Consider the following 26,047-nt stretch of genomic DNA (forward strand, 5'->3'; position numbering starts at 1 on the left):
CCAATCGGAGAAATTGGCCTTCATGGACCGGCATCTCAGCGCCCCTCAGCTCGCCCGGCTCGTCCGGAACGGTGCGGGAGGCACGCCGGAGGCGCGGCCCTACTACCGGGCGCTCGCGGAAGCCGTACGCGGCCTGGTCCTCGACGGGAGGCTCGCCGTGGGGGTGCGCCTGCCGGCCGAGCGGCACCTGGCCGAGGCCCTCGGCGTGAGCCGCACCACGGTGACCGCCGCGTACGACCGGCTGCGCGAGCAGGGCTACCTGGAGAGCAGGCAGGGATCCGGCAGCCGCGCGGCCCTGCCCGACGCGGGCGCGCTCGGGACCGACAACCCGTGGCTCGCGTCCGACGACGACGGGCTGCTGCCGCTGCACTCCGCCGCGCCCCCGGCCAGCGCCCTGCTCGGGGAGGCCATCGAGGAGGCGGGCCGGGCCTACCACCGGTACGCGCTGGGCATGGGCTACCACCCGGCCGGGCTCGCGCCGCTGCGTGAGGCGATCGCCCGCAGGTACGGCGAGCGGGGGCTGCCCACCCGGCCCGAGCAGATCCTCGTCACGGCCGGGGCCCAGCAGGCCATCCACCTGCTGATGTCGGCGTTCGTCGGGCCACGCGACCCGGTGCTGGTCGAGTCGCCGACCTACCCGCACGCGATCGACGCGGCCCGGATGCGGGGAGCCCGCCTGGTGCCGGTCGGCGTCCAGGAGGACGGCTGGCACCTCGACCTGATGAGCAGCGCGATGCGCCAGTCGGCGGCCCGCCTCGCCTACGTCATCCCCGACTTCCAGAACCCGACCGGCCACCTGATGGCCGACGCCGCTCGCGCCGAACTGGTGGAGGCGGCCCGCCGGCACGGAGTCACGCTGATCGCCGACGAGAGCTGGGCGGAGATCGCGCTGGACGAGACGGCGCGGGCGGCGCCGCTGGCCGCGTTCGGCATCGGCGACCGGGTGATCAGCGTGGGCTCGGCCTCGAAGCTGTGGTGGGGCGGCCTGCGGGTCGGCTGGATCCGGGCCGGCGCCGCGACCATCCGCCGCCTGGCCGGGCTGCGGGCCGCCGTGGACATCGCGGGCGCGGTCTTCGAGCAGCTCGTGGTGGCGCGCCTGTTCGAGCGGACCGAGGAGGCGCGCGCCGAGCGCCGCCGGGCGCTCGGCGCGTCGTGCGCGGCGCTCGCCGCGGTCCTGCGCGAGGAACTGCCCGGCTGGGCGTTCACGGCGCCGCGCGGCGGCGGCTCGCTGTGGGTGCGGCTCGACGGGCCGGTGGCGAGCTCGGTCGCCGAGGCCGCCGCCGCCCGCGGCGTACGGCTGGCTCCGGGCCCGTGGTTCGGCGTGGACGGCACGCTGGAGCGCTACCTGCGGCTGCCGTTCACCCAGCCACCGGCCGTGATGGAGGAGGCGGTGCGCCGCATCGCCCGCGACCCCGCCGGTTATCGCCCGTGTACGCCGCTCACGCCGACCCTGTGAGCGTCAGCTCGGCGTGGGCACGGGCGGCACGTGGTGCTCGGCCATCAGCGTGCGGAGTTTGCGGACGAACAGCAGCATGACGAGCCCCGCCGCGACCGCGGCGAGCGCGAGGACGAGGAAGTACACGGGCATCGGCACGACCTTGGTCAGCCGGTAGGCCTGGCCACCGACGGAGTCGCCGAGGGCCATCGCGAGGAACCACAGGCCCATGAGCTGGTTCTCGAACGCCCGGGGGGCGAGCTTGTTGGTGACCGACAGCCCGGCCGGGCTGAGGAACAGCTCGGCGACGGTCTGGATGAGGTAGACCGACAGCAGCCACATGATCGAGACCTTCACCCCGCCGGAGGCGACGCCGGCCGCGACCGACATGACGACGAAGCTCAGGCCGACGATCACCAGGCCGACAGCGAACTTGAGCGGTGTGCTGATGCGGGTGCCCGCCTTGAGGAACATCTCCGCGAAGAGGGGGGCCACGATGATGATCGCGAGCGAGTTGACGTTGCCCACCCAGCCCGGGGGGACCGCGAAGCCGAGCACGTTCAGGTCGGTGTCGTTCTTCGCGAACAGCAGCAGCGCGCTCCCGGCCTGGTCGTAGACGAGCCAGAAGATCGCGGCGCCCAGGAACAGCCACACGTACGCGAACAGCCCGGTCCGCTCCTCCGCGGTGACCTCGCGCGAGGAGAACAGGAAGGCGAAGTACGCGACCGGCACCGCCGCCGTCACGACCGTGAGCACGAGGGCGAAGCGGTCCACGGTGAGCGTGCCGCTGAGCGCCCACAGGGCCAGCGCGCCCCCGCCGACGGAGAGCGAGACGCCCGCGACGACCTTGACGCGCCGCTCCTCGTCCGGTGTCAGGCGGTGGTCCGGCTCCTCGCCGGCGCCGCACAGGGTGGCCCGGCCTCGCACGTACTGCGTCAGGCCGAGGGCCATGCCGACCGCCGCCGCGCCGAAGGCGAGGTGCCAGCGGCCGCCCGTCTGGAGCCAGGGCACGATCATGATGCCGAGGAAGGCGCCCAGGTTGATGCCCATGTAGAAGATCGTGTAGCCGGAGTCGCGCCGGGCGTCGTCCTCGTGCCGGTACAGCTCGCCCACCAGCGCCGACATGTTGGGCTTGAGAAGCCCGCTGCCCAGCGCGATCAGTACGAGGCCGAGCCAGACGAACCCGCCGCCCATGGGCATCGCCATGCTGACGTGGCCGCCCATGATGACCAGGGCGCCGCACAGCACGGTCCTGCGCGCCCCGAGCAACCGGTCGGCGAGCCAGCCGCCCGCGAGGGCGAGCAGGTAGACCGAGGCGATGTAGACGCCGTAGATGCCGACCGCGGTCGTCTCGGGCAGGCCCATGCCGCCGCGCGTGACGGGCGCGGTCAGGAACAGCACGAGGATGGCGCGCATGCCGTAGTAGCTGAAGCGCTCCCACATCTCCGTGCCGAACAGCGTGGCCAGCCCCCGTGGATGGCCGAAGAACGTCCGATCGCCCACCGGCGGACCCGATCTTCCGGATGCCATGCGATCCCCCCGATCACGCATCATCCCGTGTACCTTACCTGCCTTTATGTCTTGTTTGTCCGATTATGATGGCCGTCTATAGCACACCCCGCCGTGCTTACCACCATCGGGGTCTTGTCCTCGGTGATCTCGTGTGGTGCGATGCATGCCACGCGTGCGAGATGCCCGTTGGGAGGCGCGATGACCGGCGTATTCGAGGAACGGGCCGCGATCGAGCGGGAGATCGAGGGCAGGACGGTGTGCGAGCAGCTCAGGTGGGCGGCGCAGGAGCATCCGGACTCGCCGGCCTACTCCGATCCCGCCGGCGACGGCTGGACGACGCTGACCTACGCCGAGGCGCGGAGGAGGGTGCTGCAGATCGCCGCGGGCTACGCCGCGCTGGGCCTGCGGCCGGGCGACGCCGTCGCGCTGATGCTGGTGAACCGCAGCGAGCACGTGCTGGCCGACCTCGGGGCCGTCCACGCGGGCGCCGTCCCCTGCTCCATCTACGCGACCTTCGCCCCCGAGCAGATCGCGTACGTCGCCCGCGACGTCGGGGCGCGGATCGCGGTGCTCGGCGGCCCGGCCGACCTGGCCCGCTGGGAGCCGGTGCTCGGCGAGCTGCCGGCGCTCACGAGGATCGTGATGCTGGAGGGCGCCCCCGAAGGCGACGAGCGCTTCCTGAGCTGGGAGGCGTTCCTGAGGCTCGGCGCCGACGCGCTGGCCGCCGACCCGGCCGCGGTGGAGTCGCGCTGGCGCGCGGTGACCCCGCAGGACACGCTGGCCGTCCTCTACACCTCGGGGACGACGGGCAACCCCAAGGGCGTCCCGCTGACGCACGCCAACGTGCTGTTCGAGATCGCCACGACCCAGCGGATGATCGGCCTGCCCACCCACGGCACGCAGATCTCCTACCTCACCTACGCCCACATCGCCGAGCGGGTGCTCAGCCTGTACCTGCCGCTGGTCAAGGTCAACCACGTCTACTTCTGCACGGACATGGCGAACCTCGGCCCCACGCTCGGCCGGGTGCGCCCGGTGCTGTTCTTCGGCGTCCCCCGCGTCTGGGAGAAGATGATGGCCCGGCTGCAGGCGCTGCTGGCCACCCAGCCGCCCGAGCAGCAGGAGAGCGTGCGCGCGGCGATGGCCGCCGGGCTCGCCTACGTCGAGGGGCTGCAGTACGGCCACACGGTCACGCCCGAGGTGCGGGAGGCCTACGAGCGGGCCGACGCCGCGCTGCTGTCGGTCGTCCGCGGCCTGATCGGGCTCGACCAGGCCCGCTGGTGCGCCACCGCCGCCGCGCCGATGCCGGAAGAGGTGCAGCGGTTCTTCGCCGGCCTCGGCCTGAAGGTCATCGACGTGTACGGCATGACCGAGACGACCGGCGCCTTCACCGTCAACTCGCCGGACGTATTCAAGCTCGGGACCGTGGGCCGGGCCGAGCCGGGCGTCGAGGTGCGGATCGCCGAGGACGGCGAGATCCTCACCCGCAGCCCGCTCAACACCCGCGGCTACCTCGGCCTGCCCGAGGCCACCGCCGAGCTCCTCGACGACGACGGCTGGCTGCACACCGGCGACGTGGGGTCGATCGACGAGGACGGCTTCGTCCGCATCGTCGACCGCAAGAAGGAGCTGTTCATCACCTCGGGCGGGGAGAACGTCTCCCCGGCCGCCATCGAGGGCCACCTGAAGGAGCACCCGCTCATCGGGCAGGCCCTCGCGTACGGGGACCGCCGGCCGTACCCGGTGGCGATCCTCACCCTGGACGGCGAGGTGGCGCCGGAGTGGGCGCGGGCGCGCGGCATCGCCTTCGGCTCCCTGGCCGACCTGGCCGAGCACCCGGACGTGCTCAAGGAGGTCGAGGCGGCGATCGAGTCGGCCAACCGCAAGCTCGCCCGGGTGCAGCAGGTCAAGCGGTGGCGGCTGCTGCCCGTCGAGTGGACGGCCGAGACCGCGGAGCTCACCCCCAGCCTCAAGCTCAAGCGCCGGGTGGTCCACGCCAGGTACGCCGAGGTGATCGAGGAGCTCTACACGACCGGCTGACCACGAGGCGGGTCCTCGCCGGGCCGAATTCTCGCCGGACCGAGTTTTTACCGGGACGGGAGTGTGTCGGGGGCGGGACGGCGCGCGGGCGTGCGTACGGTCACGGGGCATGATGAGACCTCTGCTCGCGACGCTGGTCCTCGCGACCGCGACGACGGCGGCGGCGGCCGCGCCGGCCCCCGCCTCCGGCGACCTGGCCATCCGCTCGGTCGAGGTGCGCCCGTCCGACCCCGTGGTCGGCCCGAGCGGGTCGGTGCGGCTGGTCGTCGACGTGGTGGCGCGCGGCGCGGACCGCGTCTCCGTCGTCCTGGAACCCGGCCGCGCCCCCTCGGGAGGGGACGACGCCGGAGGGGAGCCCGAGCCGGACGCGACCCCCTCGCCGCCGTCCGGGGACGCCGTGCCGGTGCCGTCCGTCTCCCCGGATCCGATGGTTCCCCCGGGCCCCGCCGTACCCGCGGCCGTGCCGCTGCCGGGCCTGGGCGGGCTGGCGTCCGCCGCGATGCCCGGCGTGATGGGCGCGTCGCGCGACGGCCGGCCGGCCCGGCGGGTCTCGTCGGGGGAGTGGGAGACCTGGCGGTTCTTCCCGGACAAGCCGCTGTCGCGGTGGTATCCGAGCGGCCCGTGGACGGTCACCGCGACCGCGGTGAACGCGCGGGGCGAGCGGGCCGTCGCCCGGGTGGGGTTCAACCTGCGCCGGGCGACCGAGATCGAGGGGCTCAAGGTGGTGCGCGACGGGGACGGCGTGCGCGTCACCGGGACGCTGCTGCGGGTGGACCCGGTCGGAAAGGTCGACTACCGGCCCTTCGCCGGACAGCGGGTCAGGATCTGCTTCCGTCCCGCCGGGTCGTCCCGCTGGAAGACCGTGGGGGAGGCGGTCACCCGCAGGGACGGCTGGTTCACCGCCCGGGTCCGCGCGGATGGCGAGGGCGCGTGGCGTGCCGAATATGCAGGTACGTCCAGATATGCCGCCGATGCCAGCCCGCAACGAGAAGCGTGAACTAGCCTTCAAAACCCCAGATTCGGATAAATGAGTCATAAAGGACAGTTATCGTTTTGTAATCTCTTTTCTGGAGAGGTGAGGCAACTTTTCTTTCCCTTGTGACGTCTATGACGTAGGCGCGCCCCAAACCGGGGGCGCGTTCCTAGACGGGGAGAGGATTTACCCTCATGGTGAAACGAGCTGCTACCACCCTGGTAGCGGTCGCCATGGGCGCCACGGCGCTCGCGACTGCGCCCGCGTACGCGGACGATGTCGCGCCTTCGCCGTCGCCCACGCCGAGCCCCACCGCTGGGGACACCGCCCGCACGCCGTACACGCCCGACCCGCGCATCGTGTCGGTCGACGTCGACCCCGACGTGGTCGTGGTCAGCAGGGGCGGGTCCGCCCGGGTCACCGCCAGGGTCACAACCAAGGACGTCCAGAGCGTGGACATCGACCTGTGGGGTCCGAGGGGCCGCGGCGACGACGGCGGCGACCACTGGTTCGGCAAGCGGAAGGGCGGCCCGAACGACGGTCCGAAGTTCGACCGCACCTCGCGGTCCTGGAGCTTCGACTGGAGCGACCGGGCGGGCACCTACAAGGTGCACGTCGAGGCGATCGGCCTCGACGGCAAGAAGTACACCGAGGACCGCTCCTTCACGGTGAAGCGGAGGGAGTGGCACGGGCCGCGTCCGACGAGCCCGAAGGCGACCCGCATCGCCGGCTTCGACGCCACGCCCGAGCCGGTCCGCAAGGGCCGCGCGCTGACCCTGAAGGGCACGCTGCAGGTCGCCCAGTGCTGGGGCGACTGGTACTACGACGACTGGGACGACTTCTCCGGCCGTCGCGGCGGCGACCGCTACTGCTACGAGGGCCGCGACTACTGGCACGACTGGCACTGGCTGGGCTCCCAGGACATCGAGGTCTACTTCCAGCCCTCCGGCTCCGGCAGGTGGCAGTACGTGGACACCATCGAGACCGACGACGACGGCGACTTCGCCACCACGGTCCGGGCCTGGCGGTCCGGCACCTGGGCGGTGCGGTTCGATGGCAACCGCCGTCTCAAGGGCTCCGAGGCGACCGACTACGTCAAGGTCTGGCGCTGGCAGCGTTAGCACACCCGGCTGTGACGCCCGGCTCCCGTAAGGGGCCGGGCGTCCGGCTTTTCTCTGACGCGGTTCCTGATTAAAGGTGACAGTTCGGGTAGAGAGGTCCCGGCGTGCGTGTGGAACCTTCATAGTGAGTGAAGCGCCGCGGTCACCAACGGCGAGCATCCGCTCGCACCGCGTGTAGGGGGGTCTGGGTTTGATCCGACTGATGCTCGCCGAGGACATGCACCTCATCCGCAAGGCGCTGGTCGCTCTGCTGTCGAGCGAGGACGACCTCGAGGTGGTGGCCGAGGCGGACAAGGGTGAGGACATCGTCCGGCTCGGCTGCCTGCGGCGTCCCGACGTCGCGGTGCTCGACATCGGGATGCCCGGTGTCGACGGCCTCACCGCGGCGGCCGAGCTGCACCGCCGATTACCCTCCTGCAAGACCGTCGTCCTCACCGGGCTCGGGACGCCCATGGCGCTGCGCAAGGCGCTGGACGCCAACGTGCGCGGCTTCGTCGTGAAGGACGCCTCGCCGGGCCACCTCGTGGACTGCATCCGCCGCGTGGCGAAGGGGGAGCGGGTCATCGACCCCGAGCTCGCGGTGGCCACGCTCGACGCGGACAGCAACCCGCTGACCGCACGTGAACTCGATGTGCTGGAGACCGCGGCCGGCGGCGCCACCGTCGGCGAGATCGCCGACCGCCTGTCGCTGTCGCGGGGGACGGTCCGCAACTACCTGTCCCGCATCCTCACCAAGGTCGGCGCCCGCTCACGCGTCGAGGCGATCCAGATCGCCTCCGAGTGCGGCTGGCTCTGGCCCGCGGCCGGCCGCGACATCGGCATCCTGCGCTACCGCCCCCGCCGGTAGCCTTCCCGGGCCCTCCCAGTGGCCCACCAGGTCGGCGTACAGCGGTGAGGAGGCCACCATCTCCTCGTGCGTGCCGAGCAGGACGCGGGTGCCGTCCATGACGAGCACCCGCCGGGCCCGCAGGGCCGAGGAGATCCGGTGCGCCACGACGATCACCGTGCCCTCGCGCGCCGCGAACGCCGCCTCCGCCCGCGCCTCCGCCGCGGGGTCGAGATGGCAGGTCGCCTCGTCGAGCACGACCAGCCGGGCGGGGGACAGGTAGGTCCTGGCGAGCGCGACGAGCTGCCGCTCGCCCGCCGACAGCTCGGCCGGGTCGAGCGGGCCGCCCGCGGTGCGCTGCGCGAGCTCCGCCAGCCCGAACGCCGCCACCGCCTCGTCCACCCGCTCCGGAGGCGTCCCCGGCGCGAGGTACGTGAGGTTCTCCGCCAGGGTGCCGGGGAAGACGTACGCCTCCTGCGGGATCAGCGCGCGGGCGGCCGGATGGACCCGGGCGGCCTGGACGCCGCCGACGAGGACCTCGCCGTCGTCCGGGGCCAGCAGGCCGGCGACGAGCGCGGCCAGCGTGGACTTGCCGATCCCGCTCGGGCCGACGACGGCCAGGTGGTCGCCCTCGGGCACGTCGAGGTCCAGGCCGTCGATCACCGGCTCGGCGGCCTTCCGCCCGGACGTGCCGTAGGCGAAGCGCACCCCGCGCAGCTCCAGCCGGACCCCGTCAGGCGTCCGGTCGCCGTGCGGCACGGGCGGGCCGGGCGCGTGCAGGATGCGCTCCAGCGTGACGGCCAGGCGGACGCCGCTGACGCCGAGGCCCTGCACCAGGCCGCCCAGCGCGGGAGAGAGCGACTGCATCACGTAGGTCAGCGAGCCGAGGATCACCCCGCCGGTGATCCCCTGGCGCACCAGCCAGGGCGCGCCCGCCAGCAGGAGCACCACCGGCAGCCACGCTCCCACCGCCAGCGACAGCGTCCGCGACGCCGTCACCCGGGCCAGCGCCCGCGCGGCCCTCGCCTGCCGGGAGACCTCCCGCCCGACGCTCGCGGCGACGCGCGCCTCGCCGCCGCAGGCGGTCACGTCCCGCAGGCCGCCCGCCATCGCGGCCACCGCGGCGGCCGTACGCTCGTCGGCGACGATGAACTCCCGCTGACGCCGGGCCAGGGCGGGCAGGGAGACGAGGAACAGCCCGAGCCCCAGGGCCACCGGCGCCAGCACGAGCGGGACGACCTCCGGAGCCAGGGTCGTCAGCCCCACCGCCACGCCGGCCAGTGTGAACACGAAGGTCCTGACCACCGTGATGATCGCGCCGAATGCGTCCCTGGCCAGCTCGACCTGATGGTTCATCCGGGCGACGGCCGCGCTGTCGCCGCCCCGCCCGGCCCGCAGCGCCCCGGTCACCACACGCTCCAGCAGGACGTCGCGGAACGGCTCGACGATCCCGGCGATGAGCAGCAGCACCTGCCGGGCGGCCACCGCGGCCACCGCCCACGCGGCGGCGAGCACGCCCAGCCACATCAGGCCGGCGGCGGGCCGCCCCGCGGCGAAGCCGTCGTCCACGGCCCGCGCGATCGCGTACCCGCCCGTCAGCGCGGGCAGGGCCTCCGCCACCGACCAGCAGGCCAGCCACAGCAGCCGGGAGGGTTCGCGCCGCAGCGTGTCCACGACCACCCGCCGCGCCGCCGCTCCCGGCCGCTCTCCGCCGCGGCGCGTCACGACGCCTCCTCGGCGCGGAAGACCGCGCGGTAGCCGGGGTCGTCCCACAGCCGCTCGTGCGTGCCGGTCGCCCGGATCCGCCCGTTCTCCAGCCACACGACCTGGTCGGCCTGCGCCGCCGTCGTCACGCGATGGGCCACCACCAGGCGGGTGCGGTCGGACAGGCTCCCGGTGAGCGCACGCCCGACCTGCCGCTCGGTCACCGTGTCCAGGCTCGACATGGCGTCGTCCAGGATCAGCAACCGGCCGGCCTGGGCGAACGCGCGGGCCAGGCCGACCCGCTGGATCTCGCCCCCGGACATCGGCGCCTCGCCGACCGGGGTGGCGTATCCGAGCGGCAGCCGCCGGATGAAGGCGTCGGCGCGGGCGGCGGCCGCGGCCGCCCGCACCGCGTCCGCGCCTCGCTCGCCTGCGGCGTCCCGCACGCCGAGACCGAAGGCCACGGCCTCGCCCAGCGTCTCGCCGAACAGCGCGGGCCGCTCGAACGCGTAGCCGACCGCGCGGCGCAGCGGCTCCCGGGCGATCTCGCGCAGGGGCACGCCGTCCAGCAGGACCGCGCCGCGTTCGGGATCGACGAGCCGGCCGGCGACGGCGGCCAGCGACGACTTGCCCGAGCCCGAGCGGCCCACCACCGCCGTGCACGTGCCGCCGGGCACGACCAGGCTGACACCGCTCAGCAGCCGCACGCCGTCGGCCCGCACGGTCACGTCGCGAAGCTCCAGGGTGCCCGGGCCCGGCGGCAGCGGCCGGTCCCCGTACGCGGGCGGCGGCACCGCGAACAACTGCTCCAGGCGCTGGGCGGCCGACCGGGCGCGGGCGATGCGGGCCGCGTACCCGAGCGCCGACCCCAGGCCCGCCCCGAGCACGACGTAGCGCGCGGCGGCGAGCAGTTCCCCGACGGTGAGGCCGCCGGCCGACAGGCGCAGCCCGCCGACCGCGAGCACGGCGATCTCCAGGAGCGGGACGACGACGGCGGCCTGGACGCCGGCCCGCGCCTGCAGCCGCCACAGCGCCAGGCCGTGGGCGCGCAGGCGGGGGAGCGGGGCGAGCACGCGCGCGGCCTCCCGGTCCTCGGTCCCGGCCGCGGTGATGGTGCGGGCCCCGGCGAGCGCGCCCACCAGCATGCCCGCGATCTCCCCCTGGGCCTGCTGGTAGCCGCCGGAGGCCGCCGTGGTCCTGCGCATGAACGCGCGCAGCACGGCCACGATCAGGAGCAGACCGGCCACCAGCGTGACCGCGAGCCACGGGTCGATCAGCGCGAGGGCGACGACGCTGCCGGCCGCCGGGACGATCAGCGTGGCGGCGGTGACCACCGCCTCGGGGGTCCGCCCGGCCTCCTCCACGTTCACCCCGGCGCGGGTGACGATCTCACCCGGCGTGAAGTGGCGGGTCATGCCGGCGCCGACCGACAGGGTGTGGGCCACCACCCGGGAGCGCAGCCACCGCGCGGCCCGCGCGCCGCTCACGCCGGCCGCGAGCACGCCCAGCGCGTCGCACGCGACGACCAGCGCGACCAGCAGCGCGGCGGTCGTGAGCGGGCCGGTGAGCCCGAAACCCGCCTCGGCCCCCGCTCCGGCCCGCGCCTGGATCCGCACCACGGCGTCGACGGCGCGGCCGAGCGCCGCCGGGAGCAGCAGGTCGGCCGCGGCGCCCAGCAGCGCCGTCGCCGCGAGCGCCGCAAGCCACGGGCCGCCGCGCCGTACGGCCCGCGCGATCAGCAGGTCCGCCGGACGAGAGCTCACCGGGTCCTCCAGAGGTGAAAGGCCGGACAGGACGGGGACGGGACGGCTCCCGCGGCCGGCCGGGGCCGGAAACGCGGAAGCCTGGGCGGCCGCGACGACCGCCCAGGACTCCCTCAGCGTGCTATCAGCCGCAGATGATGCTGAGGCTGCTGTTCTCGTGCGGGGTGCAGCCCAGCAGGCTCAGGTTGCTGCCGCCACCGCCGCCGGTGTGGCCGCCGGGGACCTCGAGGGTCTGCAGGTCGAGAAGCGCCATTTGGATCATCTCCTTGTATGGGTTCCATCAGCCGGGGATGAGGCTGAAGTTCGTGTTCACCGGAGGGTCGTCAGCCGCAGATGATGCTGAGGCTGCTGTTCTCGTGCGGGGTGCACCCGAGCAGGCTCAGGTTGCTGCCGCCACCGCCGCCGGTGTGACCACCGGGGGCCTCGAGGGTCTGCAGGTCGAGGAGCGCCATTGCGCGTTCACCTCCTTCCGGGGCTGGTCGGGACGTTCGACCCGGCGGCGGTGCGCAGGGGCCCCTGCGCCTGGGACCGTCCGGGGGGCTCGAGGAACGGGAGGTGGACCGGCTCGTCGTGCAGCGCGGTGCCGAGCGCGAGCAGCACGCCGGCGCTCCCGGTGGCGAGATCCATGGACAGGCGGAGCAACTGGGCCCCGGGGAAGGCCAGCCCGCCCTGGTAGGGAAGCTCGTGCCAGGCCAGCCGGGCGATCTGTGCCGCGGTGGCCTCGGGGTCGGGGCGCGAGCCGGACGACAGGCAGGCGATCATGCCGGCCCGGCCCGCGAACAGCCCCGACTGGACGTAGTAGTGCAGTGTCGTGACCGGCCGGATGGCGGCCAGCGACTCGGCGAAGGTCTCGTCGTGCCGGTGGGTCAGGTAGCGGTCCAGCACCAGGCCGATGCCGGCCGATCCCTCGTCGAGGTAGGGGTTGGTCCGCCAGCCCTGCTGCACCTGGAGCTGGCCGTCCTCGCGGCCGACGCACCGGCGCAGGTCCTGCCGCAGCGCGGTGGCCGCGAGGTCGAGCAGCCCGGGGTCGCCGGTGCGCTCGTAGGCGTGCAGGAACATCAGAGCGGGTCCCGACGAGCCGTACATCAGCCCCGCGTGCGGGTATTTCCCGCCGCTGATCTCGGGCACGTCGTCCGGGCCGCCGAGCCGGTCGGCCACCAGCGCCACGACACGCGCGGCCCACTCGCGGAGCTCCGGCTCACCGGTCGCGTCGTGCAGGTGCATCAGGGCGAGGGCGATGCCGGACAGGCCGCGGTAGAGGCTCAAGTCGAGCCCTTCCCGCAGCTCCGGCGCGCATCGCCGCGCCATGTCGAGCGCGTCCTCGCGGCGGCCGAGCGCCTCCAGCGCGTACGCCACGCCGTGCAGGCCGTTGTAGAAGCCGGGCCCGATGCCGGGTTTCGCGGCCTGCTTGAGCAGCCACTCCTCGTGCTCGGGGAAGCGCCCGGCCCCGGTCGCCGCCAGCGCGTACAGGACGCCGGCCGCGCCGTTGGCGAGGCTCACCCCGCCGCCGGGCTCGAACTGCACGATGTCGCCGGGGAACAGCCGGTCCTCGCGGCCGGGGGTGGCCGAGGCGAGGATCGCCTTCGCCAGCGCCTCCCGGACGGCGGGCCAGTCCTGGCTGAGCCGGCCCGGCTGGGGGAGCCTGCTCGGCTCCGGCGCGGGCGGATCCTGCCCGAGGATCGTCCGTACGGCTCCCTCGATCAGCGCGGGGGGCACCGGGAACGTCTCGACGATCAGCCGGCCGAGCTGGGCGGCCTTGGGCCGGTGGAGCTGCAGCAGCATGGTGGTCATCGGGGCGAACACGCCCAGGTGCAGGCAGGCCAGCGCGTACTCGTCGGCCTCGACGCCGGCCAGCTCCCGCGGGGGCACGAAGCCGGGGTTGGCGAGCGTGGGCCGCCTGCGTTCTTCGACCGGTGAGGAGACCTCGAAGTCGATCAGCACCACGCGGTCGCCGTCCACCAGGATGTTGAAGGGGTGCAGGTCGCCGAACACCACGCCGCGCTCGTGCAGCGCCGAGACCGCGGCGCGCACCTTGGCGAGCATCCCGATGGCCCACTCGGCGTAGCCCGCGTCCAGTTCGGGGGTGCGGTCGGCTCGCGTGAGGGGATGCTTCTGGGCGATGAGCTGGCTGAGCGAGGTGCCGTCGACGTACTCCTGCACCAGGAAGTGGTGCTCGCCGACCGTGAAGTAGTCGCGCAGCGCCGGCACGACGTCGAGGCCGGCCAGGCGCTCCATGATCGCGGCCTCGTGCCGCAGGCGGGTGACGGCGTCGCGTCCCTCGACGTCGAGCCCGGCGTGCGGGCGGGCCTCCTTCAGCACCACCTTCTCGCCGGTGCGCCTGTCGCGCCCCAGGTAGACGCCGCCGCCGTTGGAGAAGTGCAGGACGCTGTCCACCTCGTACGGCACGCCTTCGAGCGTCACCGCGTTGCGGGCGGCCAGGTGCGGTTCGAGGAACGCCGGCAGGGTCACCCAGGAGGGCAGGGCGAACGCGGGACCGCGCACGTCGGGGACGAGGTTGCCGTGGGCGTCCTCGATCGCCAGCACCCGCTCGCCGTTGTCGTCGAGGCAGTGGCGCTCGGCGAACCCGCCGTAGCGGACGAACAGGGGTCCGTCGCCGTAACGCAGGTCGCTGAGGATGTACGGGCCCTCGACGCCGTCGAGGATCTCGGCGAGCTCCTTGAGCGTCAGCTCCAGCTGGGCCTCGTCCACCGGATAGATGGTGACCAGCTTGCCGCTCGACCCGCGGAAGGCGTACTTGGAGTTCTGCATCGTCATCACGCGCCGGCCGCGCAGGAACTTGAAGGCCAGCCCGCGGGGCACGCAGTAGTCCCAGGCCGCCGCGATCACCCGCTCCGCGTCGGGCACGGAGGAGGAGATGTGGATCTTCCAGCCCTGTGTGGGCAGGGCCGCGCCGGCCGGCGCGTAGTGCAGCCAGGTCTCGCTCTCGGCGTGCGCCCACCCGTCGGGCGTGGGCCGGGCGGCGAGGGCGAAGTCGGGATGCTCCGCGCGCTTGGTGTCGAGGGTGTCGTAGAACAAGGGATCTGCGAGGCAGTAAATCTCGTACTTACTAATCACCAGATGTCCCCTTAGGCCGGTCACGTCAAAGAATTCCGGAAATGAAGAGAAGGGCCAAGTTACGCCCGTCAACTGCGCTATGTGAAATCTGCACATAAAAAACCATGACGCAGTCATGGGTCGATGGTGATGCTGTTCACGGCCGCTTCCGGGAATGCCGCGTGCGGCATTCGGTCAAGGGGCTGGTCAAACGTCGCGCGGGCCTGTGGGAGGGGCGAACGGGTGAAGGGCGGCGCACGCGCACGTCCGGCGGGCGCTCAGAGATCTGTGGAGGGACGCGCGGGGTTTCGAGGCGGCTCCGGCACGGATCGGTGCTCCGGACGCCGGTCCGCCGGACGGCCGGGCGCGGCCGGCGTCAGCGGCGGTCCCCGCCCTTGCGAGGGATCTCGGCGATGAGGCGGAACCAGCCGTCCGGGTCGAGGACCGTTCCCACCATGCCGTCGAGCGCCGCCGCCCGGTTGCGGAGGTTGTCCAGCCCGGAGCCGTCGCCGGGCGGCACGGAGGGGTCGACGCCGTCGTTGGCGACGGTGAGCGTCGCCACGCCGCCCCGCACGACGATCTCGATCGTGCACAGGGTCGCCCTGCTGTGGCGCAGGACGTTGGTCACCGCCTCCCGCACCATGATCGCGAGCACCGCGCTCACCTCCTCGCCCAGGTCCGCCTCGGTCGCCTCGACCTTGCAGTCGGTTCCGTACGCCCGGAGCACGGCCCGCGCGTTGGCCAGTTCCGAGGCGAGTGAGACGTCCCGGAAGGAGCGGGTCACGTTGCGGATGTCGGCGGACGCCTGGCGGATCGACTGCACCACGTCGGCCAGCGCCGGGCGCAGGGGGCTGTCGTCGTCCGCCAGCCGGTAGGCGAGTTCGCTGCGCAGGGTGGCCAGCCACAGGCGGCTGCTCACGAGGTCGTGCACGTCGCGGCCGAACTGCTCGCGCGCTTCGGCCGCCGCCTGCCGTACGGCCTCGGCCTGCATGGCGCGCAGCCGTCGCAGGCGGACCGCGAGGACGACCAGCGCGGCGATCAGGAGCGTACCGAGCAGGGCTAGCAGGGCGAGCAGGGCGATGTGCGGCAAGTAGGGCAAGTGACGACCCTCCAGTCATCCTTGCCGTAACATCGGCCTCGCCATTCGGTACACACGCTAGATCTTTGCATACCGGTCACGAAATATGGCCACTTCACCAATCTCGAAGTAGGTTCTATTACCGCCGCGTATAGAGGCTCCGGGGGCGCCCTAAAAACGGGCGTTCATGAACTGTGAATCCGGCTGTAACAATTCACGGACGCGCGCAGAGGGTGTCGGGGAGCGCGGAAGGCGTGGGGACTCAGGCGAGCGACCGCACCGCCGCCCCGAACACCGCGGGCAGGCGCCGCGCGGCGGGCACGATCATCCGGGCCGCGGGAGGATGCCGCCGGGCCCGCACGAGCGCGGACGTCAGCAGCCGGGAACGCCGCGACAGGCGCCGCCAGGCGGCCTCGTACTCCTCGGGGCGGCCCTCCCGCAGGCAGCCGACCAGGGCACGGGCCGACAGCAGCGCGAGCGAGACCCCCTCGCCGGTGAGCGCGTCCACGTAGCCCGCGGCGTCGCCGACGAGCAGCACCCGCCCGGCCACCCGCCGCCGCACCCGCTGGCGCAGCGGCCCGGCCCCGCGCACGGGGGTGACGGGCGGGCCGTCCAGCCGGGCGAGCAGGTCGGGAAACCGCGCCAGGTGTTCGTCGTAGGGCCGCCGCTCGCTGCTCAGCACGGCGACGCCGACCATGTCGTCGCCCACCGGCGTGACGTACGCCTCGCCGCCGGGCGCCCAGTGCACCTCCACGAAGTCCGTCCACGGCGCGACCCGGTAGTGGCGGCGCAGGCCATATCTGCGGGGGCCGCCGGACGGCTGGTCGAGCCCGAGCCGCGCCCTGATCGGCGAGTGCAGCCCGTCGGCCGCGACCAGCCACCGCGCGCCCAATTCCGGGCCACACAGTTCCCGCTCACACAGGTCCGGGCCACACAGCTCAGGCCCGCACAGGTCCGGGCCGCCCGTCACGCGGGCGTGCACGCCCTCGCCGGCGGCGCGCACCGCGTCCACCCGGCCGGACACCACGCGGACGCCGAGGTCCCGGGCGCGGAGGGCGAGCGCGGCGTGCAGGGCCGTGCGGCGCACGCCCAGCCCGGGGCCGTCCCGGAACTCCGCCTGCACCCGGTGCCGCCCGTCCACGTAGCGGATGCCGCGGAACGGCCTGCCCTCCGGCACCGTCACCCCGAGGTCCGCCAGGGCGGCGGCGCCGGTGGGCATCAGGCCCTCCCCGCACGCCTTGTCGACCGGGCAGGACCGCGGTTCGACCACGACCGCCTCCATGCCGGCCAGCGCCGCGTGGATGGCCGTGGCCAGCCCGGCGGGCCCGCCGCCGGCCACCAGCACGTCGATCACGCGGCGGTCCCCGCCCCGGCGTCAGGCGCGGCGGAACCGGGGGCCGCGGTGGCGAGGGCGGCGTTCTCGCAGCGCAGGCGCACGGCCATGAGCGGCACGTTGAGCAGGGTGAAGGCCAGCGCGGTCAGCCAGGCGGAGTGCACGAGCGGCAGCGCCGCGCCCTCCACCGCCACGGCGACGTAGTTGGGGTGGCGCAGCCACCCGAACCGGTACGGCCCGCGCCGCACGAGCGGCAGGCCGGGCACGACGATGACCTGGGTGTTCCACTGGGGGCCGAGCGTGGCGACGCACCACCAGCGCAGCGCCTGCGCGGCCAGGACCAGCCCGAGCATCGGCCAGCCCAGGCCGGGGACGAACGGCCGGCCCGCCAGCCACACCTCCAGCAGGCATCCGGCCAGCAGGCCGGTGTGCAGGGCGACCATCCAGGGATAGTGGCCCCTGCCGTACACCACGCCGCCCCGGCCGAGGCTCCAGCGGGCGTTGCGGCGGGTGACGACCAGTTCGGCGATGCGCTCCACCGCGACGAGCGCGACGAGCAGCACGTACCAGGGTGACACGGGCCAGGTCCTCCCTACCAGCGCAGCAGGACGAGTTCGGAGCAGAACCCCGGGCCCATCGCCAGCAGCAGGCCCGGCGTGCCCCGCGGCGGGGGCCGCAGGACGAGGGTGTCGCGCAGCACGTGCAGCACCGAGGCCGACGACAGGTTCCCGTTGGCGGCCAGCGAACGCCAGGTGAGGGCGAGCGCGCCGTCCGGGAGCGCGAGCGTCTCCGCGACGGCCTCCAGCACCTTGGGACCGCCGGGGTGGCAGACCCAGGCGGTGACGTCGCCGGCGGTCAGGCCGTGGTCGGCGAGGAATCCGTGCACGTCGTCACCCAGGTAGGTGCGGACCACGTCGGGCACCCCGGCGTCCAGTACGACCCGGAAGCCGCTGTCGCGGACGTCCCAGCCCATCACGCGTTCCGAGCCGGGATACAGACGGCTGCGCGTCGCCGTCACCACGGGTCCCGCCGCGTCCGCCCCGGGCGGCTCCCGCTCGTCCCCGTACGCGACCACGGCGGCGGCGCCGTCCCCGAACAGGGCGCCCGCCACGAGGTTGGCTGTGGAGGTGTCGTCGCGTTGCAACGTGAGCGAGCACAGCTCGACCGAGAGCAGCACCGCCACGTGGCCGGGCCAGCCGCGCAGGTAGTCGTGCAGCCGGGAGATGCCCGCCGCGCCCGCCACGCACCCGAGGCCGAACACCGGCACCCGCTTCACGTCCGGGCGGAATCCGATCCGATTGGCCAAGCGGGCGTCCAGCGACGGCGCGGCGACACCGGTGACCGACGTGCACATGATCATGTCGACGTCCGCCGGGGTGAGGCCGGCCGCCTCCAGCGCCCCCGTGACGGCCTGCGCGCCCAGGTCGAGCGCGGCCTCGATGAACAGGTCGTTGGCCGCGCCGAAGCCGTCGAGCTTGCCGTACTGGTCGAGCGGCAGCACCAGGTTGCGGTGCTCCACCCGGGCACTGGTGTGCAGCCGGTCGAGGAGCCGGCGATCGCCGCCCGGCGGAATGCAGACCCTCGCCAGCGCGTCAGCGATCTCCGCCTGCGAGTGGCGATGAGGGGGAACGACACCATGGACGGCCGCGATCCGCGTCATCTCACATCCCCGTGCCGGCGAAAACCGTGACAAGTCTCTCTTGCCCGTTGGTGGCCGCTGCATACCTTCCGGGGCTAATCGTGATCTGTACCCGGGATGCCCGGTTACGCTCGGGATCGTGACCGGTTCAGAGGAGCTGTCCGACGACACCGCGGCCGGCGGCCGCCCGGGTGCCGCCGTGCCGCTCCGCCGCGCGCGTCGCGCGGACCTCGCCTCGCCGGACATCGCGGGCGAGGCGGCCGATGAGCGCCGCCGGGCGGCCAGAACGCCGGCGCGGACGGCGGCCGGGCTGGCCCGGGCGTGCCACCCGGGTCCGACCGCGGCGGTGACGACCCTGGTCACGGCGCTCGCGGCGGTCGCCGGGTGGGGCCCGGCGGGGACGGCGCTGACGGCTCTCGCCGTGCTGACCGGCCAGTTGTCCGTGGGCTGGTGCAACGACGCCGTGGACGCCGCCAGCGACGCCGCGGGCGGGCGGACCGCCAAGCCGATCGTCGCGGGCCTGGTGTCCGCGCGTACGGTGCGTGTCGCGGCGTTCGCCGCGCTGGCGGCGTGCGTGCCGCTCTCGCTGGCCTGCGGCGTGGTGGCCGGGGCGACGCACCTGTTCGCCGTCGCCGCGGCCTGGGTCTACAACCTGTGGCTCAAGGGCACGGCGGCCTCGTGGGCGCCGTACGCGGCCGGGTTCGGCGCGGTGCCGGTGTTCGTGACGGCAGGAACGCCGGGCCACGCCCTGCAGGTCTCACCGCCGGCCCTGCTGCCGGCGTGGTGGGTCGTGCTCGCCGCGGCGCTGCTCGGCTGCGCGGCGCACCTCGCCAACGTGCTGCCCGACATCGAGACGGACGTCGCCACGGGGGTGCGGGGCTGGCCGCAGCGTCTCGGCGCGGCCCGGGTGCGGGTCGTCCTGCCACTGCCGCTGCTGGCCGCGTCCGCGCTGCTGGTGGTCGGGCCTCCGGGACCCGCGAGCCCGGCCGGGTGGCTCGCGTTCGCCGGGGTGGCCGCGTGCGCCGCGGCAGGCCTGCTACTCGGCCGGCGCGTGCCCGTGGCGCCCTTCGCCGCCGCCATCGGCGCCGCCGGCATCGACGTCCTGCTGCTCGCCGCCACGCCGGGCGTCGTCACTCCGGGGTGAGGCCTGGCAGCACCTGCGGGGATCACCTGCGGGGGAGGAGCAGTCCCAGTCCCACGCCGGCGATCGGCACCAGGCAGAGGATCGTGAAGACGCCCTGCGGGCCGTACGCCTCCGCCGCGACGCCGAGCACCGGCGCGGCGAGCCCGCCGACGCTCACGGCGAGCCCGAGCGTGACGCCGGCCGCGGTGCCCGGCCGGTTCGGCAGATAGTCCTGGCCCAGCTTCACCAGCACGGCGAACGGGATGTTGATCGCGATGCCCGCCAGCACGGCCAACAGCAGCGGCAGGTAGGGCCCCGGGAGCAGGCGCAGCCCGGCGAGCGCGGGTATGGCCAGCAGGCCGCCGATCTGCACCGTCCGCACGAGCCCGATCCGGTCGGCGAGGCGCCCCCCGATCAGCGTGCCCGCGACCCCGCCGACCAGGAAGGCGGCCAGGGCCGCGCCCGCGAGGCCGCGTCCGGCGTCCAGGTGCCTGATCCAGAACAGCTCGATGAAGGTGAGCACGCCGAAGAACGTCACCGACCTGACGACCTCGATGCCGGTGAGGACCATGAACGGCGCCCACCTGTCGGTGCCGGCGCGCGCGCCCGCCGTGGCCGCCTGAGCCGAGGGCCGCTTCCTGAGCAGCGCGAACGCCACGAGCAGGCCCGGCGGGATGAACAGCGCCGTGGCACCGACGCCCATCGAGATCAGGGCGGGCGTGGCCAGCACCGGCGCGAGGAAGAAGCCGACGCTCCCGCCCGCCGCGAAGACGCTCATGGCGGTGGCGCTGTCTCCCGCCGTCTCCCTGGCCCCCTTGCCCGCCGCCGGGTGGAACATGGCCACCCCGAGCCCGGACAGCAGGACGAGGGTCCAGACCGCGGCGTACGGCTCCACCAGCCCGGACAGGCCGAGGCCGAGCCCGGCCAGCGCGACGCCGGCGGCGGCCAGCCAGCCCAGGCGGAAACGGTCGACCGCCAGCCCGATGAACGGCTGCGGGATCGAGCTGCCCAGGGCCGCGGCCAGCGTCAGCCCGGAGGCCGCCACGTAGCCGTAGTGCCGGTCGAGCACGAAGTAGGGCACGCAGGCCGGCACCAGTCCCTGGTAGAGGTCGTCGACGGCGTGCGCGGCCGCCCACAGCCACATGCGCCGCCACGCGGACGTCGCCCGCGCCGCCGGTGCCTGAACGGATGTCTGTGTCACTGATCGTCTCCTCGAGAGGCTCCGTCGAGCATCCCGGAGGACCGAGTCGGCGAACTAGCGATACTCTGCCGACTCATGTCGGCAACCCGCCATTCAAGGAGCGGCGGCCCGTCCCGCGTGCCGCTGGCCCACCGCGAGCGGATCGACTGGCACGACCACGCCTCGCACCAGCTCATCCATCCGCACCGCGGGGTGCTGCGGATCTCGACCCCGATCGGCGACTGGGTGGTGCCGCCGCATCGGGGCGTGTGGATACCGGCAGGGGTGGCGCACGCGCACGAGGCGTACGGGCCGACCGAGATGCGGGCGCTGGTCTTCGATCCCCCGGTCAACCCTCTGCGGCTGGACCGGCCCACGGTCCTGGCGATCACGCCGCTGCTGCGGGAGGTGGTGGTCGCCCTCACCGGCGACGACGAGCTGACGGCGACGCAGCGGGCCAACCTGGAACGCGTGCTGCTCGACCAGCTCCGCGAGGTCGAGGCGCTGCCGCTGTGCCTGCCGGCGCCGTCCGATGCCCGGCTGCGCGACGTGGCCGCGATCCTGGAGGCGGACCCGGCGGACGGCCGGACGCTCGCCGAGCTGGGCGCGGCGGTGGGAGCCTCGGAACGCACGCTCAGCAGGCTGTTCCGCGCCGAGACCGGCATGAGCTTCCCGCAGTGGCGCACCCAGCTACGGCTGCATCGCGCGCTCATCCTGCTGGCCGGCGGCCGGTCGGTGACCTCGACGGCCGCCGCCTGCGGCTACAGCGGCCCCAGCGCGTTCATCCAGGCGTTCAAGCACGCCTTCGGCACGACCCCGCACGCGTACGTGCGCTCCTGAGACGGCCGGCTACGACCGGGTGAGCACCACGTAGCCGGCCTCCCGGAACACCACCCGGTAGCCCTGCCGCAGCAGCGTCTCGACCCTGGCGATCTGCCGGCGGACCGAGTCGAAGGGGAAGTCCCTGGCTCCCACGTCGGCCGCGACCCACGGCGCTCCGCGCGGTGTGCGGTCCCACAGCAGGGTCCGCGTACGCGGCGACAGGGCCGGGGCGAGGGAGCCGGCCGCCTCGACCAGCACGCCGTCGGGCACGGCCGCGACGGCGCGCCCGGCCGCGCGCGTCCGTGCCGTCTCCGCGTAGAACGAGGGCGTGAACAGCGCGCCGAACGAGAAGAACGGCACGAGCGCGAGCGCGGTGGCGAGCACGAGCAGCGCCCATCCGCGCACGAGCCTTCCGGGCCGTCGGGGAAAACGGGAGGCCGCCCGCAGCGCCCCGTCGATCCCGGCGGCGAAGACGACCGCGACGACGAAGGCCGTGTAGTGGTATCTCGGCGTCCACCAGTTCGGGTAGGTGCTGGCGAGCATGCGTTCCAGCAGCGGCGGCAGCAGGGCGAGGCCCAGCGGGGACAGCACGGCGGTGAACAGCACGGGAGCGAGCGTCAGCAGGAGCATGCGCAGCTTCAGCGGCGGGTCGGCGAGTAGCGCGGCGACCTCGCCGGGCCGTGTGACGGCGTGCAGCACGGCCCGGCGCAGGTCCGGGCCCAGCGTCCAGTACGCCCAGTAGTAGCCGGCCCTGCCGCCGAAGTGCGGGATGAGGACCCGCGTCGCCACCAGGGTCGCGGCGACGCCGCCGACGACGAGCAGCGCGCCCGGCCTCCGGTCGCGGCGGCGGGTGAGGAGGAACAGCCCGAACCCGGTCAGCAGCAGGCCCATGTCCTCCTTGACCAGCAGAAGTGCCAGCCCCGCGAGGAGCGCCGCCCGTCTGCGCCCGGCCTGGTATCGCTCCAGCGCGGCCGCCGTGAGCAGCGGCGCGAACGCCGCCTCGTGGAAGTCGAAGGCCACGGCCTCGGTGATCGGCCACGACAGGGCGTAGGCGACCGCGACGGGATAGGCGACGCGGCGCCCGGCCGTGATCGCCGAGGAGGCGCGGAAGGCGTAGGCCCACACGAACGGGATCGACAGCGCGAGCAGGACGGCCTGGGCGACGAGCAGCGTCGCGGGCCCGTCGTGGATCCAGTACAGCGGCGCCAGCAGCGCGAGCGCCGGAGACCAGTGGTCGCCGAGCACGCAGAACCCCGGCCCGAACCCGTTGTGCACTCCCTTCAGCATCGAGACGGGCGGCTGGAAACGCGCGTACGAGCGGATCGCCTGGTCGAATATCACCAGGTCGTACGCGCCCGCCCGGAACCGCGCCAGCGTGACGCACGAATAGAACGCGTAGAGCGCGGCCGCCGCGACGGTGAGGGCCGAGACGCAGGCGAGGTCCCCGCCGGCCACGCGTCCGGTGGCGAGGTGTCCGGTGGCGCCGTTCCCGCCCATGCCGTCGCCGCGCCGCGCCCGCGACCATCCTGCGACAACTCCTGCGACCAGCCGTGCGACTGCTCGCGCGATCCCCGCCATCCGCCCCGTTCGCTTCCGCCTGCTTCCCGCGGCAGCCTATCCACGCCGCCCCGGCGCGGACCGGAAGCACACGCGTGACCAGCGGACTCGAAATGGGGACCCGGGCAAGGCCGGCGAGTGGATCACCCGGCAACGGTGTGCGGCAGACTATGAGGCATGCTCCACGGCCGCGAAGCGGAACAGGCGGAGATCGATCGGCTGCTGGCTGATCGCACCGGTGTGCTGATCCTCCGGGGCGAGGCGGGGATCGGGAAGACCGCGCTGCTGGAGTACGCGGCCTCCGTGGCCGAGGGCCGCGTCCTGCGGGTGAGCGGGGTCGAGTCGGAGGCGGAGCTGCCGTTCGCCGCTCTGCACCTGCTGCTGCGCCCGATGCTCGACCGCATCGCGGCGCTGCCGGACCAGCAGGCGGACGCCCTGATGAGCGCCCTGGGGCTGGGACGGGCGGCGCCCGGTGACCGCTTCCTCGTCCGGCTCGCCACCCTGAGCCTGCTGACCGAGCTGGCGGCCGACCAGCCGCTGGTCTGTCTGGTGGACGACGCCCAGTGGCTGGACCAGGAGTCGGCGGACGCGTTGCTGTTCACGGCCCGCCGCCTGCACGCCGAGCCCATCGCGCTGCTCTTCGCGGCGCGGGACGACGGGACGTCCTTTCCCGCCCCCGGGCAGCCGGAGCTCTGGCTGACCGGGCTGGCCCGGCGACCGGCCGCGAGCCTGCTCGCCGAGCGCGCCGGCGGCCTCCCACTGGCCGTACGCGAGCTCGTCGTGGACGAGGCGCAGGGCAACCCCCTGGCGCTGCTGGAGCTGCCGCGTACGCTCACCGCCGAGCAACGGGCCGGAGCCATCGGGCCATCGGCCTTCTCCCTCGGCGGCGCCGAGCCGGTCTCCGGCCGGGTGCTGGCGGGCTTCCGTGCCGCGATCCTGGAGCTTCCCGCCGCGACCAGGTCATGTCTGCTGGTGGCGGCGCTGGACGACAGCGGCGACATCGACACGCTCAACCGCGCCTTGCACGGCATGGGCGTCTCGCTCACCGACTTCGCGCCCGCCGAACGCGCGGGGCTGGTCGGGGTCACCCCCATGCGCGTGGCCTTCCGCCACCCTCTGGTGCGTACGGCGGCGCGGCTGGCGGCGGACGTCGCGCAGCGCGTCGCCGCGCACCACGCCCTGGCCGGGGCCACGGACGAGGACCGCCGCGCCTGGCACCTGGCGGCGGTGGCCACCGGGCCCGACGAGCGGGTGGCGGGGGAGCTGGAGGAGGCCGCGATCCGTGCTGCGAGGCGCAGCGGCCAGGCGGCGGCGTCGGCGGGGTACGAGCGGGCGGCGCGGCTTTCCGCCGATCCGCCGGCCGCGGCGCGGCGCTGGGCCGCCGCCGCGGCGGCGGCCCTGGACGCCGGGCTGCGGCGGCGCGCCGAGGAGCTCACCCACCGGGCCTCTCCGGGGGCGCCGGACCCCGCGGTGGTGGCCGAGCTGGCGCGGGTGCGGGCCACGCTGGCCTTCGAGGCGGGCCGGCCGCTGGAGGCGACCCGGCTGATCCTGGACGGCGTCGAGGCTCTGGTCCCGGTCGACCCCGAGGCCGCGCTGCCGATGGTGAGCATGGCCGGCGTCTACATATGGAGCAGCAGTCCGCATCCCGACCAGGTCGGCCTGGCCCGCCGTATCGCGGACCTGACGCCGCTCGTCGAGGGCCCCCTCAGCGTGCTCAAAGAGTTCAGCATGGACGTGGTCCACCTGCTTGAGGGCGACGACACGGCCGTGTTCGGCATGCCGTACTCCAGGCTGGGGCAGCATCAGGCGGCGCTTCCGTTCGAGCTGCGCGCCATAAAGACCTACCTCGGCTTCGTCCACGGCCGGCAGCGCATGATGCTGGAGGACGCCAGCGGCCTGGTCGCCGAATGCCGCCAGTCCGGGCGGGTCGGCCGCCTCCCGCAGGCCATGCTGCTCCAGGCCGTGGCGCAGATCCTCAACGGGCGCCACCGCGCCGCGCGGGCCGGCGTGAGCGAAGGCCTGCAGATCGCGGCGGACAACGACCAGCCGTACTGGGACAACTACCTCACCGGCGTCTCCGCCTGGCTCGCGGCGGTGGCCGGGGCGGAGGAGGAGTGCCGCACGCTCATGGCGCAGGCACGCGCGCCCGAGACGTGGATGACCGGCACCACCTGGGCCACGTACGCGGCCATCATGCTGGACCTGGGGGCGGCCCGCTACACGTCGGTGCTCGAGCGCATGGACGAGCGCATGACCGGGCCCGGACGGCACGCCTTCATCTGGCGGTACGCCTACCCCGACTACGTCGAGGCGGCCGTCCGGGTGGGCGACCCCGACCGGGCGCGCGACGCGCTCGACCGCTTCACCACGTGGGCGCGTGCCATCGGGCAGCCATGGGCGCTCGCCGTACTGGAGCGCTGTGATGCGCTGATGACCGGCGACGGCGCGGCGTACGAGCGGGCGCTGGCCCTGCATCGCGAGGCCGATCACCCCTTCGAGCAGGCCCGCACGGAGTTGCTGTACGGCGAATGGCTGCGACGCCACCAGCGCCGCGCCGAGGCCCGCACCCGGCTGAACGCCGCCATGGAGGCGTTCGCCCGCCTCGGCGCGGCTTCGTGGTCCGCCCGCGCGGCGGCCGAGCTGCGTGCCACCGGCGTCTCGTCGTCCCCCCGCGACCACGGCCGCGACCCGCTGGCCACGCTCACCCCGCAGGAGCTCCACGTGGTGCGGCTGGCGGCGGGCGGAGCGTCGAACCGGGAAATCGGCACGCAGCTCTTCCTGAGCCCGCGCACGGTCGCCTACCACCTGTACAAGGCGTTCCCCAAGCTGGGCATCACCTCGCGCGCCGAGCTCGCCAGGTTCGTGATGACCTAAGCGGACCCGGGTG

Annotated in this window: 20 protein-coding genes; 8 read left to right on the plus strand and 12 right to left on the minus strand. The window is 74.1% G+C overall.

From position 1 onward, the window contains the following. Positions 1 to 22 precede the first annotated feature (22 nt). Positions 23 to 1,456, plus strand: coding sequence for a MocR-like transcription factor YczR (gene yczR, locus IL992_RS29145; protein WP_193206563.1), 1,434 nt, complete (start codon positions 23 to 25; stop codon positions 1,454 to 1,456). A gap of 3 nt (positions 1,457 to 1,459) precedes the next feature. Here yczR and IL992_RS29150 read toward each other — a convergent pair whose 3' ends face one another. Next, a complete protein-coding gene (locus tag IL992_RS29150; protein WP_319018895.1) occupies positions 1,460 to 2,938 on the minus strand; it encodes a peptide MFS transporter in 1,479 nt (492 codons plus the stop codon). A 207-nt stretch (positions 2,939 to 3,145) separates the two neighbouring features. Between IL992_RS29150 and IL992_RS29155 the strand changes: the two genes are divergently transcribed. From IL992_RS29155 to IL992_RS29170, 4 genes are all read left to right on the plus strand, one after another. Next, positions 3,146 to 4,987 carry an AMP-dependent synthetase/ligase gene (locus tag IL992_RS29155; RefSeq protein WP_193206565.1) on the plus strand — a complete coding sequence of 614 codons (1,842 nt, stop codon included), beginning with the start codon at positions 3,146 to 3,148 and terminating at the stop codon, positions 4,985 to 4,987. A gap of 109 nt (positions 4,988 to 5,096) precedes the next feature. Beyond that, on the plus strand, positions 5,097 to 5,984 hold the full coding sequence (locus tag IL992_RS29160) for a hypothetical protein (RefSeq protein WP_193206566.1): 888 nt from the start codon (positions 5,097 to 5,099) through the stop codon (positions 5,982 to 5,984). A 170-nt stretch (positions 5,985 to 6,154) separates the two neighbouring features. Beyond that, on the plus strand, positions 6,155 to 7,081 hold the full coding sequence (locus tag IL992_RS29165; RefSeq protein WP_193206567.1) for a hypothetical protein: 927 nt from the start codon (positions 6,155 to 6,157) through the stop codon (positions 7,079 to 7,081). 202 nt (positions 7,082 to 7,283) lie between these two features. Next, the gene (locus tag IL992_RS29170) at positions 7,284 to 7,928 is read left to right on the plus strand and encodes a response regulator transcription factor (protein WP_319018896.1); all 645 of its coding nucleotides are present in this window, start codon (positions 7,284 to 7,286) and stop codon (positions 7,926 to 7,928) included. Here the strand turns inward: IL992_RS29170 and IL992_RS29175 are convergent. The 9 genes from IL992_RS29175 to IL992_RS29215 all read right to left on the minus strand — a co-directional run bounded on the left by IL992_RS29175 (position 7,830) and on the right by IL992_RS29215 (position 18,499). Then, positions 7,830 to 9,632, minus strand: coding sequence for an ATP-binding cassette domain-containing protein (locus IL992_RS29175; RefSeq protein WP_193206569.1), 1,803 nt, complete (start codon positions 9,630 to 9,632; stop codon positions 7,830 to 7,832). The two genes, IL992_RS29170 and IL992_RS29175, sit on opposite strands and share 99 nt — an antisense overlap. Continuing rightward, a complete protein-coding gene (locus tag IL992_RS29180; RefSeq protein ID WP_193206570.1) occupies positions 9,629 to 11,374 on the minus strand; it encodes an ABC transporter ATP-binding protein in 1,746 nt (581 codons plus the stop codon). The genes IL992_RS29175 and IL992_RS29180 overlap by 4 nt, the downstream gene beginning before the upstream one ends. Positions 11,375 to 11,498: 124 nt before the next feature. Beyond that, positions 11,499 to 11,636, minus strand: a complete 138-nt coding sequence (locus IL992_RS29185) for a SapB/AmfS family lanthipeptide (RefSeq protein ID WP_226873962.1) — start codon at positions 11,634 to 11,636, stop codon at positions 11,499 to 11,501. Between the two features lie 61 nt (positions 11,637 to 11,697). After that, the gene (locus tag IL992_RS29190) at positions 11,698 to 11,826 is read right to left on the minus strand and encodes a SapB/AmfS family lanthipeptide (protein WP_193206571.1); all 129 of its coding nucleotides are present in this window, start codon (positions 11,824 to 11,826) and stop codon (positions 11,698 to 11,700) included. A 7-nt stretch (positions 11,827 to 11,833) separates the two neighbouring features. Further along, on the minus strand, positions 11,834 to 14,449 hold the full coding sequence (gene lanKC / locus IL992_RS29195; RefSeq protein ID WP_193206572.1) for a class III lanthionine synthetase LanKC: 2,616 nt from the start codon (positions 14,447 to 14,449) through the stop codon (positions 11,834 to 11,836). Positions 14,450 to 14,804: 355 nt separating this feature from the next. After that, the gene (locus tag IL992_RS29200; RefSeq protein ID WP_193206573.1) at positions 14,805 to 15,527 is read right to left on the minus strand and encodes a sensor histidine kinase; all 723 of its coding nucleotides are present in this window, start codon (positions 15,525 to 15,527) and stop codon (positions 14,805 to 14,807) included. 241 nt (positions 15,528 to 15,768) lie between these two features. Then, positions 15,769 to 16,860: an NAD(P)/FAD-dependent oxidoreductase gene (locus IL992_RS29205; protein ID WP_193206574.1), complete on the minus strand. Its 1,092-nt coding sequence runs from the start codon at positions 16,858 to 16,860 to the stop codon at positions 15,769 to 15,771. Then, positions 16,857 to 17,417: an isoprenylcysteine carboxyl methyltransferase family protein gene (locus IL992_RS29210; RefSeq protein WP_193206575.1), complete on the minus strand. Its 561-nt coding sequence runs from the start codon at positions 17,415 to 17,417 to the stop codon at positions 16,857 to 16,859. Before IL992_RS29210 ends, IL992_RS29205 begins: the two co-directional genes overlap by 4 nt. A gap of 14 nt (positions 17,418 to 17,431) precedes the next feature. Then, a complete protein-coding gene (locus tag IL992_RS29215) occupies positions 17,432 to 18,499 on the minus strand; it encodes a type III polyketide synthase (RefSeq protein WP_193206576.1) in 1,068 nt (355 codons plus the stop codon). Positions 18,500 to 18,617: 118 nt separating this feature from the next. On the opposite strand from IL992_RS29215, the gene IL992_RS29220 reads away from it, so the two are divergent. Then, positions 18,618 to 19,622: a UbiA family prenyltransferase gene (locus IL992_RS29220; protein WP_319018897.1), complete on the plus strand. Its 1,005-nt coding sequence runs from the start codon at positions 18,618 to 18,620 to the stop codon at positions 19,620 to 19,622. A 22-nt stretch (positions 19,623 to 19,644) separates the two neighbouring features. Here IL992_RS29220 and IL992_RS29225 read toward each other — a convergent pair whose 3' ends face one another. After that, on the minus strand, positions 19,645 to 20,802 hold the full coding sequence (locus IL992_RS29225) for an MFS transporter (RefSeq protein ID WP_319018898.1): 1,158 nt from the start codon (positions 20,800 to 20,802) through the stop codon (positions 19,645 to 19,647). Positions 20,803 to 20,877: 75 nt separating this feature from the next. Here IL992_RS29225 and IL992_RS29230 point away from each other — a divergent pair, with 75 nt between their 5' ends. Then, positions 20,878 to 21,621, plus strand: coding sequence for an AraC family transcriptional regulator (locus tag IL992_RS29230; protein ID WP_193206577.1), 744 nt, complete (start codon positions 20,878 to 20,880; stop codon positions 21,619 to 21,621). A gap of 9 nt (positions 21,622 to 21,630) precedes the next feature. Here IL992_RS29230 and IL992_RS29235 read toward each other — a convergent pair whose 3' ends face one another. Then, positions 21,631 to 23,100, minus strand: coding sequence for a DUF2079 domain-containing protein (locus IL992_RS29235; RefSeq protein ID WP_193206578.1), 1,470 nt, complete (start codon positions 23,098 to 23,100; stop codon positions 21,631 to 21,633). A gap of 237 nt (positions 23,101 to 23,337) precedes the next feature. Here IL992_RS29235 and IL992_RS29240 point away from each other — a divergent pair, with 237 nt between their 5' ends. Further along, on the plus strand, positions 23,338 to 26,034 hold the full coding sequence (locus tag IL992_RS29240) for a helix-turn-helix transcriptional regulator (RefSeq protein WP_193206579.1): 2,697 nt from the start codon (positions 23,338 to 23,340) through the stop codon (positions 26,032 to 26,034). Positions 26,035 to 26,047 lie beyond the last annotated feature (13 nt).

Origin of the sequence: Microbispora sitophila, assembly GCF_014892245.1 — a bacterium.
Lineage (GTDB): Bacteria > Actinomycetota > Actinomycetes > Streptosporangiales > Streptosporangiaceae > Microbispora > Microbispora siamensis.

What these genes read in the sequence shown, in the direction of transcription:
- yczR (WP_193206563.1), top strand. Translation starts at nt 23, where the DNA reads ATGGACCGGCATCTCAGCGCCCCTCAGCTCGCCCGGCTCGTCCGGAAC.
- IL992_RS29155 (WP_193206565.1), top strand. Translation starts at nt 3,146, where the DNA reads ATGACCGGCGTATTCGAGGAACGGGCCGCGATCGAGCGGGAGATCGAG.
- IL992_RS29160 (WP_193206566.1), top strand. Translation starts at nt 5,097, where the DNA reads ATGATGAGACCTCTGCTCGCGACGCTGGTCCTCGCGACCGCGACGACG.
- IL992_RS29165 (WP_193206567.1), top strand. Translation starts at nt 6,155, where the DNA reads ATGGTGAAACGAGCTGCTACCACCCTGGTAGCGGTCGCCATGGGCGCC.
- IL992_RS29170 (WP_319018896.1), top strand. Translation starts at nt 7,284, where the DNA reads ATGCTCGCCGAGGACATGCACCTCATCCGCAAGGCGCTGGTCGCTCTG.
- IL992_RS29185 (WP_226873962.1), bottom strand. Translation starts at nt 11,636, where the DNA reads ATGATCCAAATGGCGCTTCTCGACCTGCAGACCCTCGAGGTCCCCGGC.
- IL992_RS29190 (WP_193206571.1), bottom strand. Translation starts at nt 11,826, where the DNA reads ATGGCGCTCCTCGACCTGCAGACCCTCGAGGCCCCCGGTGGTCACACC.
- IL992_RS29215 (WP_193206576.1), bottom strand. Translation starts at nt 18,499, where the DNA reads ATGACGCGGATCGCGGCCGTCCATGGTGTCGTTCCCCCTCATCGCCAC.
- IL992_RS29230 (WP_193206577.1), top strand. Translation starts at nt 20,878, where the DNA reads ATGTCGGCAACCCGCCATTCAAGGAGCGGCGGCCCGTCCCGCGTGCCG.
- IL992_RS29235 (WP_193206578.1), bottom strand. Translation starts at nt 23,100, where the DNA reads ATGGGCGGGAACGGCGCCACCGGACACCTCGCCACCGGACGCGTGGCC.
- IL992_RS29240 (WP_193206579.1), top strand. Translation starts at nt 23,338, where the DNA reads ATGCTCCACGGCCGCGAAGCGGAACAGGCGGAGATCGATCGGCTGCTG.